This is a genomic window from Bradyrhizobium sp. U87765 SZCCT0048, assembly GCF_018131225.1.
In the GTDB taxonomy this organism is placed as follows: Bacteria; Pseudomonadota; Alphaproteobacteria; order Rhizobiales; family Xanthobacteraceae; genus Bradyrhizobium_A.
The window spans coordinates 1,170,795-1,183,413 of sequence record NZ_JAFCMM010000002.1 but is presented as its reverse complement, the minus strand read 5'-3'; the positions used below and the strand labels follow the sequence as shown (position 1 = coordinate 1,183,413).

At 64.0% G+C, this 12,619-nt stretch carries 12 protein-coding genes and 1 pseudogene; 5 read left to right on the top strand and 8 right to left on the bottom strand.

The annotated features are described in order from the left end of the window. Positions 1-101 precede the first annotated feature (101 nt). The 3 genes from JQ639_RS18475 to JQ639_RS18465 form a co-directional block, all read right to left on the bottom strand. The gene (locus JQ639_RS18475) at positions 102-1,298 is read right to left on the bottom strand and encodes a DUF932 domain-containing protein (protein WP_137901412.1); all 1,197 of its coding nucleotides are present in this window, start codon (positions 1,296-1,298) and stop codon (positions 102-104) included. A gap of 126 nt (positions 1,299-1,424) precedes the next feature. Continuing rightward, positions 1,425-1,829, bottom strand: a complete 405-nt coding sequence (locus JQ639_RS18470; RefSeq protein ID WP_244625930.1) for a YkvA family protein — start codon at positions 1,827-1,829, stop codon at positions 1,425-1,427. A gap of 182 nt (positions 1,830-2,011) precedes the next feature. After that, positions 2,012-2,440, bottom strand: a complete 429-nt coding sequence (locus JQ639_RS18465) for a hypothetical protein (RefSeq protein ID WP_137901411.1) — start codon at positions 2,438-2,440, stop codon at positions 2,012-2,014. Positions 2,441-2,589: 149 nt separating this feature from the next. Here JQ639_RS18465 and JQ639_RS18460 point away from each other — a divergent pair, with 149 nt between their 5' ends. From JQ639_RS18460 to JQ639_RS18445, 4 genes and pseudogenes are all read left to right on the top strand, one after another. Next, complete coding sequence (locus JQ639_RS18460; protein WP_058639974.1) at positions 2,590-3,006, top strand: response regulator; 417 nt, start codon at positions 2,590-2,592, stop codon at positions 3,004-3,006. A 32-nt stretch (positions 3,007-3,038) separates the two neighbouring features. Beyond that, positions 3,039-3,407, top strand: a complete 369-nt coding sequence (locus JQ639_RS18455; RefSeq protein WP_244625931.1) for a response regulator — start codon at positions 3,039-3,041, stop codon at positions 3,405-3,407. 28 nt (positions 3,408-3,435) lie between these two features. Continuing rightward, positions 3,436-3,645 (top strand): hypothetical protein, encoded by a 210-nt coding sequence (locus JQ639_RS18450; protein WP_058771712.1) that lies wholly within the window; start codon positions 3,436-3,438, stop codon positions 3,643-3,645. A gap of 294 nt (positions 3,646-3,939) precedes the next feature. Next, positions 3,940-4,137, top strand: a pseudogene (locus tag JQ639_RS18445) (PAS domain S-box protein); the annotation flags it as partial. A 218-nt stretch (positions 4,138-4,355) separates the two neighbouring features. On the opposite strand, the gene istB reads toward JQ639_RS18445, so the two are convergent. Both istB and istA read right to left on the bottom strand, forming a co-directional pair. After that, positions 4,356-5,084: an IS21-like element helper ATPase IstB gene (istB, locus tag JQ639_RS18440; RefSeq protein WP_151650599.1), complete on the bottom strand. Its 729-nt coding sequence runs from the start codon at positions 5,082-5,084 to the stop codon at positions 4,356-4,358. Next, positions 5,071-6,585 carry an IS21 family transposase gene (istA, locus tag JQ639_RS18435; RefSeq protein ID WP_151646750.1) on the bottom strand — a complete coding sequence of 505 codons (1,515 nt, stop codon included), beginning with the start codon at positions 6,583-6,585 and terminating at the stop codon, positions 5,071-5,073. The genes istB and istA overlap by 14 nt, the downstream gene beginning before the upstream one ends. 240 nt (positions 6,586-6,825) lie before the next feature. On the opposite strand from istA, the gene JQ639_RS18430 reads away from it, so the two are divergent. Further along, entirely contained in the window at positions 6,826-7,380 is a 555-nt protein-coding gene (locus JQ639_RS18430) for a putative glycolipid-binding domain-containing protein (RefSeq protein WP_198669278.1), read from the top strand. A 119-nt stretch (positions 7,381-7,499) separates the two neighbouring features. On the opposite strand, the gene JQ639_RS18425 is transcribed toward JQ639_RS18430, so the two are convergent. From JQ639_RS18425 to JQ639_RS18415, 3 genes are read right to left on the bottom strand one after another with little or no spacing between them, the layout of a single operon-like run. Then, positions 7,500-9,404 (bottom strand): UvrD-helicase domain-containing protein, encoded by a 1,905-nt coding sequence (locus JQ639_RS18425; protein WP_116968899.1) that lies wholly within the window; start codon positions 9,402-9,404, stop codon positions 7,500-7,502. 2 nt (positions 9,405-9,406) lie between these two features. Continuing rightward, positions 9,407-11,389, bottom strand: coding sequence for an ATP-dependent nuclease (locus JQ639_RS18420; protein ID WP_116968898.1), 1,983 nt, complete (start codon positions 11,387-11,389; stop codon positions 9,407-9,409). Positions 11,390-11,403: 14 nt separating this feature from the next. After that, entirely contained in the window at positions 11,404-12,582 is a 1,179-nt protein-coding gene (locus JQ639_RS18415) for a Fic family protein (protein WP_116968897.1), read from the bottom strand. Between the last annotated feature and the right edge of the window lie 37 nt (positions 12,583-12,619).

The following is a 12,619-nucleotide window of genomic DNA, read 5'->3' as shown; positions in this document are numbered from 1 at the left end:
TCTTCCTCTGAAGAGAGCGACGCCGCAGAAACGTGGATCAGGAAAAGCGCAGAGCCGGAGAGCCGCGAACCGGCAAAGCCGATTCCACGGCTCGGCAGGAGTCAGGCCGCGCGGTCGAGGAGCTTCTTTGCCCGGGCTTCGAGATCCAGCCGCGCGTCCTGGTGCGGCTTGTCGCGGGCGACAGCGGTGATGCCCTGGACGAAGTCGAAGACGCTGGTCGGCGCGCGGCCCTCCTCGACGAGCACCGCCTCGATGATCTTGGCGGTTTCGGCCTTGCCGAATCCACGCTTGCGCAGGAAGTCGGTCCGGTCCTCGTCCGTGCGGGCGACGATCTGCGCCCGGGCGGCCTTGATGCCATTGATGAAAGGCGCCGGTGAAGAGTTCGCGAAGCGCGTCAGCGCCGGCGCCGCCTCGTGAGCGAAACGGGAAGCGGCATATTTGGAGTGCCGGATCGTGATCTCCTCGAAGTCTTCGACGCCCCAGAGATTGCGGTTCTGGCAAACGGCGCGGAGATAGAAGCTGGCCATCCCGAGCGTCTTCGCGCCGACCTCCGAGTTCCAGCAGTAGAAGCCCCGGAAATAGAGATCAGGCGAGCCGTCGGGCAGGCGCCCGGCTTCGATCGGGTTGAGGTCGTCGACCAGGAAGAGGAACACGTCTCGGTCGCTGGCGTAGAGCGTCGTCGTGTCCTGGGTGATGTCCACTCGCGGATTGTAGAAGCCGGTCGACCAATCGAGCACGCCTGGCACCTTCCAGCGGGTGTCGCCGGTGCCGTTGCCGGCGATGCGCTGCACCGCGGCGACCAGCTCGTGGTCGAAGATGCGGCCATAGTCCGGGCCGGTGACGGCGCGCAGTTCGACGCGTCCATCGTCGGTCTCGAGAGTCTTGACCTGCTCGGCGCGGTGCGAGGTGAGGCCGTATTGTAGGTTGATGCCCGCCAGCGGCGCCGGAAGTTGGCGCAGATAGGCGGCCGGCGCGCCGACCAGCGCGGCGAGTTGGCCGAAGCTCCAGTGCGTGGGGGCGACCGGCGCCTCGGAGCCGGGCAGCACCAGGTCGAGCCGCTCGGCATTGTCGCGGCTGGCTTCGACGCGAACGGCGGCGCTCTCGACGGTGCGGGTGCGACTGCGCGCGGCCCGCCCTTTCACCGACGCCATCAGCTCGGACAGTGATAGGTAGCGTTCGTCGGCCGGTCGGTTGAACCACTCGGACGACACGCGGCCGATTCGCTCACCTCGACTGACATCGACCTTGTAGCCGCCACGCGCATCGGGGCGGGTATCCAGGACTTCAACTTCGGTCATGACTCATCTCCATGACGAGCCGGCCGGGAGCCTCTCTCTCGACCCTCAACCCGTCACGGCGATAGCCGCTGCCCTCATCCTCTTATGGGCGCCTTGCGGGGCAGGATGCGCGGAAAACGCGGCGCTCTAGCCTGTCATAGGCCTCGACCAAAACAGCCAGAGCAGCAGGATCGCGGCCGCGATCCAGAGGATGACGATGGACGCGGCTGCCACCCAGCTGACAGGACGGTCCGCTCGCGAGTCGGCCTTCGCGCGAAACTCGGCCATGAGTTGAGGTGGGACCAGGCGCACAGCAAGGAGGATCGCCAGCGGCAACAGGACGATCTCGTCCAGATAACCGAGCACGGGGATGAAGTCGGGGATCAGGTCGATCGGTGAAAGCGCATACGCTGCGATCGCGGCGCAGACCGCCTTGGCATACCAAGGAACGCGAGGATCACGCGCCGCAATCCAGAGCGCCTCGACGTCCCGCTTGATCCGTCGCGCCCAGCGCTTGACTCTGGTTAGTATACCTTCGCTCTCATCAGACAAATCTCTCTCCTGACCCGGCTCCCTTTTGTCCAGTGAACCAAAGTAGGGTTGGACAGCGCCAAAGTCGTGTCTTGCAGGGCGCGTCGCCGTGCCTCGCTCCGACGCGGAGTTTCAGCACGGCCTCCGGGGTGCCGCCCGCAGATGGGGTTCGGTGAGAGCACGGGCTGGCCCGGGGAAAGGCTTCATCCCTCGCCGCCCTCCACCCAAAAGCCGCTGGCGAGTGCTTTCCGAAGGCGGGTGCTCACCGTGATCGCGTCCGCCGCAGTCCAGCCGGCGGCGCCCGCCTCCACGAACTCGGCCACACGATGGACACGCGAAAAAGGGCTGAGGGCTTGCAGGAAGGCGCGAATCTCGGGGTCGATACCCTCGAGCCCCTCCCGCTCGCACGCGGCGAGCGCCTTGCCGAGATCGTGTCGGACATCTGCGATGCAGCGCGCATCCGTCCACCCGCGATGGTGAAGGTAGGCCTTCAGCAACAGTTCCAATCCCCAATGGAGATTTTGGAACACATGCTCGTCGGTGCGGCCCCCGTCAGTCCCGTCGAATCGTTCTGCCGATGCGCAGAAATTTCCGCCCATGCTGCGGAGGTGTTGCACGAGAGTTTCCTGCATCTGCCTGCCCCACCCTGATCACTCCTACCGGTCACGCGCTCCGTCGGCCAGTCCGTCCTTTTTGTGCGCCGAGGCGCGCTACGGCGCCCGGCTCGTGCCGCTCCAGGAACCTGGGACCAGCTTGGGCATTGTGTCGGAAAGGGGGTGAGATGATCGAGCCTGCATCCGACTCGGAAGAAGAACGCACGTCGATACTCGTCGTTGAAGACGAGATTTTGGTAAGGTATGTCATATGCGACTACCTGAGAGACTGTGGCTTCCATGTCATCGAGGCTGGTACAGCCGACGAAGCTCTGGAATACCTGCGGTCACATAACGATGTAGGGCTGGTCTTCTCGGATGTGCGCATGCCAGGGTCGCTGGATGGCATAGGCCTTTCCCAGCAGGTGCGGCTTCTCTACCCGCATATCCCGGTGATCCTGACGTCTGGGCATCTGCTGCCGGGCGAGATCGACGGAACGCCGCTGATGACGAAGCCCTATGTACTTGGCGACGTGGCTCAGAAAATCCGTGCCATTCTGGACGACGCGGGGGGCGGTTTCACGTCGAACAGTGAAGCGGTATGACTAGTCCCCATATCCTGTTGGTGGAGAACGACGTGCTCGTGCGGAAGCCGCTCGCTGAATATTTGCGCGACTGCGGCTATAAGGTGGTTGAAGCCCTGAATACCGATGAAGCGGTTGAGGTGCTGACCACGGGCAGCGCTGCCATCGGCATCGTGCTGGCCGACGTGAGCAGCCCCGGCAAGATCGATGGCTTCGGTCTTGCGCGTTGGATGCGGTCGAACGGTATCGACGCAAAGATCATTCTCGCCGGCACCGTCCAGAAGGCGGCCGCCAAGGCGCAGGACCTCTGCGAGGACGGCCCGCTGTTGTCGAAGCCCTACGATCACTCGCTTCTGCTCAATCGCATCAAAAGCGAAGTGGCGGCGAGAGCGCGAAACGGAAAGCCGGAGTCTGACATCTGAGGTCGGCGAAGAGCGCGAAGAGCAAACGATGGACTGCAAAGAAAAGGCGCGCCTGGTCATTGATTACGAAGCAAAAACGGCCAGTTTTTCACGCGCTGTGACGGTTTTTCAAGGCAAGTTGGCGACGTCTGCAAAGGAGGAATACGACCGACTGCAACGGCGTGTCGACGAGGCGCGGGTTGAATCGGAGGGCGCCCGGCTCGCGCTGGAACGCCATATCTCTGAACATGGTTGTTGAACTGACTCTGCGGTACGGCGGTGCGATTGACGGGTGCGTCTCCCCTGGCGGTCGCGCGCGAGAATATTTCGCGAGGGAGGAGGAGCGCCCGGTCCGGGAAATTGAAGCACCTCGCGCGCGAATGCGAGGTTCTGGGACGACCAGCGGGTGGGGGACGCGGGGCGGTTTCAGGGTCGCGGCTGCAGTGGTATCGGCGTAGGAAGAAGGTCGGTCTGCTTTTGGTCCGAACGTTGCGGGTTGCCCTCCCTGGGCGATAAGCTTTCAGTGCGATGAAAAGCAAGTTCGGCCCCAAAAATTGCTTACGAGGTGCTCGTCCAAAGCGTTGTGGACTACGCGATTTACTTGCTCGACCGCGAGGGCCGCGTGTCGAGCTGGAATCCAGGCGCGGAGCGGATCAAGGGCTATTCGCCGGGCGAAATCCTGGGCAAGCACTTTTCCCGGTTTTACACCGAAGAGGATCGCCACGCCGATGTGCCCGAGGCGGCGCTTGGCCCAAGCTTGGGCGGTGACATTCAGTTCGAGACTGCCGTCCCCTGAGCCGCGTAGCGACGGGCTCTCGCGCCAATTGTCAAACGGCTTGCAAAATTGACCCCCGATCGGCGTCCAAGATTGACCCCCCTGGCGCTGGCGTTGGCAGTCGCCCGGCGGCGTAGCGCGGAGCCCTTGCGCAGCGCAGCGCGTAGCCGACGGGCGCACCCCTCACGGTCGGATTAGGATCGGTTCTTCAGCCGCCAGCTGTCGTTGCCGGTTTCGACGATGTCACAGTGGTGGGTCAGGCGGTCGAGCAACGCCGTGGTCATCTTGGCGTCGCCGAAGACGCTGGGCCATTCACCGAAGGACAGGTTGGTGGTGATGATCACCGAGGTCCGTTCGTAGAGCTTGCTGATCAGGTGGAAGAGCAGCTGGCCGCCGGATTGCGCAAACGGCAGGTAGCCCAGCTCGTCCAAGACGACGAGATCCAGCCGCGACAGTTGGGCGGCGAGCATCCCGGCCTTGCCGCGCCGGGTTTCATCTTCGAGCCGGTTCACGAGGTCGACGAGATTGAAGAAGCGGCCTCGGACGCCGGCGCGCACAACATTGGCGGTGATGGCGATGGCCAGATGGGTCTTGCCCGTGCCGGTCCCACCGACCAGCACGACATTGCGACGGTTGGCCAGGAAGGCGCCGTCGTGCAGCGATCGGACGAGGCCCTCATTGATCGGCGAGCCTTCGAAGAGGAAGGCCGACAGGTCCTTCATCACCGGCAGCTTGGCCGCGGTCATACGGTATCGGATGGAAGCGGCCTGACGGTGGGCGGTTTCCGCCGCCAGGAGATCGGCGAGGATTTCCATGGCCGTCCGGTTGCGCTGGAGGCCCGTGGTCACCGCGTCGTCGAAGGCGCCAGCCATGCCCTTCAGGCCGAGCTGCCCCAAGGCCTCGATCATATCATGCCGCTGCACGGGAGCCTCGCAGTAGGTCATAACGGGCGCAGTCAGCGACCGGAGGATCACGCAGCTTCAGGGCCTCCGATGTTGTGATCCCTTGGGGGCCTGGGGGTTCTCGTCGTCGGGCCAGGATATTGAGGATCACCTCGTCACTGGCGACGCCAGCATCCAGGGCTTCGCGGACCGCCTCATCGACGGCCTCCAGCCCGTCGTCCAGCACAGCGGCTAACACCCGCACGAAGCGCCGGTCGGCCTCGTCGCCCGATCCCAGCTTCTTTCTAAATCGGGTCAGGGCCGGTGGCAGCGACCAGTCCCGGAAGGGCGCGCCGTTGCGCAGGGCGCCTGGCTTGCGGGCCAGCACCGGCAAGTAGTGCCAGGGGTCATAGACCGTCCTGTCGCGGCCGAGGCTGCGTGGGTGATCGGCCACCTTCTCACCGTCGCAGAGCACAACGATCCGGTCCGCATAGGCGCGGATCTGAACCGCCCGGCGCGCGGCCCGGGCCGCCACGGAGTAGCGGTTACGATCGAAGTTGATCAGGCAGGTCGCCTGGGCCACCGCCTCGACCTGGTGGAAGCCGTCGAAGGGGCCGGCAAACGGCGCCAGAAACGGCCTCTCCGCCTCGAAGACCTCCCAGACCGTCCGGTCACGTTGTTCCGGATGGCGATCGCTGCGCGCGCGGCGCTCGCACTCGGCCTCCAGCCAGCCGTTGAGCTCCTCCAGGGTCTTGAAGCGCAGGCGCGGCTTGAAGATGTTGTCCCGGGCATAGCCCACCTGGTTCTCGACCTGGCCCTTCTCCCAGCCCGAGGCCGGCGTGCAAGCCACCGGCTCGATCAGGTAGTGCGAGCACATCTGCTCGAAGCGCCGGTTGAAGCGCCGAGTCTTGCCCGCGAAGACCGCGTCGACCGCCGTCTTCATGTTGTCGTAGATCCCCCGCGTCGTGACCCCGCCGAACAGTGCAAAGGCGCGGGTGTGCGCGTCGAAGACCATCTCCTGGGTCTCGCGCGGATAGGCCCGGATGTAGAAGCGACGGCTGTGGCAGAGCCGCAGATGCGCCACCTTCACCGTCAGCGGCCGCCCCCCGATCTCGACCTGGTCGTGGCTCCAGTCGAACTGGTAGGCGTCGCCCGGAGCAAAGCTCAGCGGCACAAACGCCTCGACTGGCGAGCTCACGCCGCGGCGCGCCGATGCCCAGCGACCGGCATATCGGCGCACGGCGTCATAGCCACCCTCATAGCCTTCCCGGGACAACAGATCGGCCATCCGCGTCAGCGTCAGCCGGTCCTTGCGGGCGCCCGCCGCGTTCGCATCGAGCATCGCCTCCAGCCTCGGGATGAACGCGCCCAGCTTCGGATGAGGCTGTTCGGAACGCTCATACTCGAACGCTGTCTCCCCGGATCTCAGCACCTTCCGGACCGTGTTGCGCGACAGCCCAAGCTCCCGCGCGATCGTCTTCACGCCCTTGCCCCGCCCGAAGTGCTCGCGCCGGATCTTCGCAACCGTCTCCACTACCAACATCCCCGTCTCGATCCGCAGCTGAACAAGCCGCCGATCTGGCCATCAAAGCCTCAGGGATAGGGGGTCATTTTTCGACGCCGATCTCCCCGAGATGGGGGGCAATTTTCCACGCCGATTCACACGCCAATCATGAAATTGTCCGTGCCGCTCGCATCAGGTCGAGGTGATGGGCCACGGCTGGCGAAGATGAGCACTACATCTACGCTTTACCACAATGATGATCCGATCCGGAGGTCGAACGTGACTATCGTGGCAACTGCCTTTTGGCGACGGCTGGATACGCTCGGTCACGACGCGTGCCGTTTGGAGCAGTGCGGTAGTGGTTGGCGTATCGAAGGAACCGCCGTCTTTCGCCGTAAGGAAGGCCCGGCGTGCATTGCCTATCGCGTCGAATGTGGCGCCGATTGGAAAACGGTGCGCGGAGACGTTCGGGGTTTCCTTGGGCGCCGACCTATCGAATACCTCATCGTTCGACAGGGGACTGAGTGGACGCTGAACGGGGAGGTCGTGCACGGCTTGGATCATCTCGTTGATCTCGATCTCGGGTTCACGCCTGCGACGAACCTGCAACAGCTTCGTCGCGTTCCGATCGCTCAAGGCTGCGCCGCTCACATCTCTGTTGCATGGCTCGATGCCGAGACAGGTGAGTTGACCGAACTGGACCAGCGATACACGCGACGTGGCGAATCTGCCTTCTGGTACGAGGCACCGAGCGCCAGCTACGAAGGCCTCCTCAAACTCGCGCCGGATGGCTTCATTCGGCATTATCCTACTCTCTGGAAGGCGGAACAGTAGCGTAACGGCGGCGGCGACGCCGCGCCCCAGCGTAGATTTGGCGGGGCAATTGGAGCCAGAAAGCAGCTGCCTCACAATTCTTGAACCTGAATCTCGGTGCCTCGGGCTGGACGGAGATTTCAGGCTATCTGGATGGTCTGAACGCCGGCCTTGCTGAGAAGGCCGTAGAGGGTGGCGATCTTGGTGCGCGCCCCGCGTTTGGCGCAGTAGGTGAAGACCACCCTCTGCTTGGCCCGCGTGAACGCGACGAAGAAGCCGGCGGTCGCCTCCATTTGGTCGCCAGCAAAACTCCACCAGGCGCCGTCATCAAGCCCGACAAAGATGACGCTATGGTATTCGAGCCCCTTGCTCTTGTGGATCGTCATGAGCGGAATGGCATGCAGGCCTTCGTAGGTGTCGAGGGTCTCCGTCCAATCTGCGGCGTCGGCCGATGACCCGTGCAGATGCACTGCGGTGGCCTCAACGACCTTCTCAAACCACCCGCCCTGCGCATAGGCGGGATGAACGGCGATCAGCCGTTCACGGCCGACGAAGCAAAGGACGTCATCAACGATGGTCCGCGCATCGGCTTTGGACGCTGGCGGTTCGGGATGGTCGGCGCTGAGCTGGGTCGCTTGGGCGTCGAGCTCGCGGGCGAATATTGCCTGGGCGGCTTCGTCCTCGGGAGAAATCCCGCGCAAAGCCCCCAGCGCCTCCTGGCATTCGGTCCAATGCCGACCTGCGCGTTTCGTCATGGCAAGACGTAGAACCTTGACCAACAGCTCTGATGCTTCTTCCGCGAGAAGCTCTTGCAACATGACGGCGCCGACGGTTCCGGCCTCGTTGCGAAGCGGGATTCCCGCGGCTCGAAAGGCTGGCTCGAGTACGGCCGCATAGTCGACCGCCTTCTGGCGCACGAGCAGGACGAAGTCGCGAGGGCCGAGCGCATGGGCCTTCACTTCGCCGGCGACGAACCGGGCCAGCCGCTGTGCTTCGATCTCGGGACTCGAGAAGTCCCAGATTGCGCAGCTTTCGCCTGCAATCGTGGTTGCCGTCTTCGAAACGGGCTCTACCGCACGAGCGTCTAGCGCTTGCGCGAGGACATGCTGGATGCGCACGAGCTCGGGCGACGACCGATAGTTGTTGTAGAGCGGCGTGCGCTTGCCGCCGAAATCGGCGTCGAACGCGGAGAATGGATCGTCCATCGCCATCGCCCAACGCATGATCTGCTGCTTATTGTCTCCCACTGCAGTGATCACTGCATCGGTTCCGAGGAAGATCGTTCGCACGAGATCGTATTGGATCTGGGTGGTGTCCTGGAACTCGTCCATGAACAGGTGCGAGTAGGTCAAACGGAGGGCGTCGCGCGCCATCGGATTGACGCGCAGGAGCAGTTCGGCGAGCCGTCCGATCATCGGGAACGACAGAAAGGTCTTCTTTCCCTCGTGCAGCGACGATTGCCAGAATCGATCCGCCGCCCACTGGCCGACTGTCGGGTCAGGCCAGCCCAGAACGGGAAGCGGTGAGCCTACGAGCAGCGAGCGCTCGAATGTCTTGATGGAGATCGCCTGGAGGTCAGCGTAGCTGCCTATGGCTTTCGGAGGCGTACCGACATCCTGGAACAGAAATCCCCGAAAGGCCGTATCGTTTGGGAACATGAGTTCATAGTCGGGTCGCGGTCGCCATCGCTCGGGCAGCGCTTGGCCGAACCGGTCGACCAGGCTTTTGGCGAACGCGTCGAAGGTCATCGAATCGAGACGGCCGGCGTGGCTGCGATGGCAGCGCTGGCGGACGCGGGCGGCGAGATTGGTCGCGGCGTCACGCTTGAAGCTGATCGCGAGAATGCGCCGCGGCGGCGGCGCGATGCCGGTCTGCAGAAGATAGGCGGCGCGCTGTGCGAGGAGCTCGGTCTTCCCCGCACCGGGGCCGGCGATGACCGAGCGGTTGTCGGTGGAGCGGACCACCTTGATCGCGTTCGCTTCGAGGGCGTCGACACCGATCGGCTTCCAATCGTCGGGTCGAACCCGTCGCGCAAGCACCGCCATGGTCAGTCTCGCCGCAGGCATTTGGCGATATGGTTGAGAAGTTCCGAAAGCAACGGCGGCATGTCCTCACGCAAGGCCTTGGTCTTGATGTGGGTGAGCGCCGCGAGATGTGTCGCCGGCTTGCTGTTCGTGATGAAGTGGTAGCGATAGGCGGGCAGCAGATCCGGGTAGTCCTTGTAAGGTCCGGTGTAGAGGGCGAGCCCTGGTCCAGCTGTGCCCAGGACGACTTCGGCTGCCTTATCGACGGCCATCTTGGGTCCGCCCCCCTTGGGTATAACTGCTTCATAGGCGTCGGGAAAAGCCGCGATCATCGCCAGGTCGAGGTCGAGCGGCGCGGAGAAGTAGACGGCGTGAGGCTTCAGGCAGTCGACCCATCCCTTGAGCAGCTTGCGGTCATCGGCATCCTGCCACGTGTGCATCTTGGCGAAATCGGCGTCCGATAACATGCCGCCTTCGATCTTGAGCAGGTTAGCCTTCGGCACGCCGAATTCGATAAGTTTCTCGATCGCGGTCTTCACCCGGCCGAAGCCGCCGCCGCTACGGCCGAGGTCGAGATCGAGCAGAGTCGCGTGTGGAATGCCAAGGTGCGTCAGCAACCGCCAGAAATGCTGCACATGGCGCCCGCCCAGCGGCACGATCGCGACGAAGGCAGGATCGATCAGGAGGTCGAGCGCTTCGGCGAGACGCGGGAGGACGATCCGCTCCGAGTCCCCTTCGACGAGAAGGACGAAGCGTGCGAAGTAGAGTTCCGGGTAGGCGAGCATGGCGCCACGGACGAACTTGGCCGCCTCGTCTATGCCCGTCGGCATCTTGATCTTCTTGACGGACGAGACGCGCGTCTTCGGGTCGCTGCGGCAGTAGCGAACCTCGCGCGGGTTGACCCGGCTCAGAACCGCCGGGGAATGGCTGGTGACGATCGCCTGGGCGCCCCCGCCGTCGGTGAGCGACCGGACCTGACGAATGATCCGGGCAAGGAAGTACGGCGACAGGTGGTTTTCCGGCTCCTCCAGCGCGAACAGCGTGAGTGCGGGGATACGCAGCTGGTCGTCAAGAAAGCCTTCGACCTTGCCCGCGACGACCTGGCGCTCAAGGTCGAAAACGGCCGCGGCCAGCGCGAAGTAGAAGAGCGATTGTTGGCCGTCGCTCAGCGCGTCCAGGCCGCGTTCTTGGCCGTCGGGGCCTTGGTCGAAGATGACCGCGATTTTGCTGACGATTTCTTCAAACCTACGACTAACGAGGCTGAGCCGAGGCTTGGTGTCGACGACATCGTCATGGAGGTCCGACCAGCGTGTCTGTAGGGCCTTTGCGATCGCCGCGATTGCTGCCTCGCCCTCAAACGCGGTGGCCAGATCTTCGCTCGCGCCCTTTACGGCGTCCTCGGTGTCCGATGACCATTCAATGGCGCGCAGCAGGCGCGCGGCGAGCGCTCCGGTCGTGGCGCGGATCTGAGCGGCGGCATCGCGACTGGCCGGGGTGTAGTAGAGTTGGATGAGGCCGCGATCGGCCGCAGAGACGGGGTGGCGCTTGTCGTCCGGGGGATTGTCGTCGAGCGTATCGACCCAGAACAGCTCCTGCGACACCTCGCCCTCGACGGTTCCGTCGTCCTCCCAACGCGCTTCGAGCCGCAAGCGACAGACCGGTGCTTTGTCTGCACGCTCGAGCTGCATGTGCCGAAATGACGGTGCGATGGTTTCGGGCGTGGCGGTGCCGTCGGCCAGCTCGGGCAGTCCGATCAACACGTCAATGAACAGGTCCTTCGGCTCACGGTCATCGATGTCCTCGTCAGCTCCGACATGAAAATCCGACCGCTGCACGGTGCGTTGTGCGCGCGAGACGCCGAACAGCTTCGACAAGGCGTGGAGGAGCGCGGTCTTGCCGGCCGCGTTCGGACCAACGACGGCGGTGATCTCCGAGGCAATCGGCACCGTGATCGGGTCGGGGCCGAAGCAGCGGAAGCCGGACAGGGTGACGCTTTCTAGACGCACAATTTTCTCTCGGGTTAGGCTGCGGGCAGGGGATCGGTGCCCTCGCTGAGGATTGCGAGATAGCGGCGATAGCCGAAGACGCGACCGCGCCGCCGGCCGGTCACCTCCTCGACGATGCCGAGGCGTTCAAGATCGGCAAGCGCGGCGTTGACGGTGGGCGCGGACAGGCCCGTTCGCTCGACCAGCAGGTTTGCGGTGAGATAGGGGTTCTGCTGAAGGAGATCGTGGATGCGCAGCGCGGAGCCAGGGCGTTCGCTCTCGCCGGTGATGCGTTCGCGGTCGTGCTTGAACAGTTCGACGATCCGGGTCGCGGCGTCGAAGGCTTGGTTTGCCGTATCCGCAACGCCGGTCAGGAAGAAGTCCAGCCAAGCCTCCCAAGCCCCGTGTTCGCGCACCTCCTGAAGCAGCCTATAATAGTCGGCGCGATGGGTCTTCAGATAGAGGCTCAGGTAGAGCAGCGGCTTTCGCAGCACGCCGTGAACGCAAAGGTAAAGCGTCACCAGCAGACGCCCGATACGGCCATTGCCGTCCAGGAAGGGATGGATCGTCTCGAACTGGACGTGCAGGAGGCCCGCCTTGATCAGCGCCGGCAGTCGAGACTCGTCCTCGTGCATGAAGCGTTCAAGGGCGTCGAGGCAGCCATCCAACTCCGTCGTTGGAGGCGGGACGAAAAGCGCGTTGCCTGGTCGGCTGCCGCCGATCCAGTTCTGCGAGCGCCGGAATTCGCCCGGGCTCTTGGTGCCGCCCCGCCCGCTTTGCAGAAGCCGTGCGTGCATTTCGCGGATCAGGCGGAGCGACAGCGGCAAGTCCTCAAGCCGCTCCAGGCCATACATCATTGCGTCGACGTAGTTCGAGACTTCGCGGATGTCGTCGATCGGCTGCCCGGCCTGCGCCTCGGTCTCGAAGCGCAGGAGGTCGGTAAGGGTGGATTGGGTTCCCTCGATCTGGGACGAGAGGACGGCCTCCTTCCTCACATACATGTAGAGGAAGAGCTCCTGGCGCGGCAAAAGCATGGTTATGCCGTCGAGGCGGCCCAGCGCGCGTTCAGCTAGGCTCAAACGGTCCAGCAGCGTGAGCACGTCGATCGGCGGCGCCGGGGGGAGCGGCGGCGGCACGAAGGCACGCACCGTCTCGCCGGCGACGGGGGTTTCGACAAAGCGGCCCAGCCGCTGATTGGGTTCGGGATCAACCATGTGCGCCGATTATGGCAACCCACCCTTATTTAAGCAA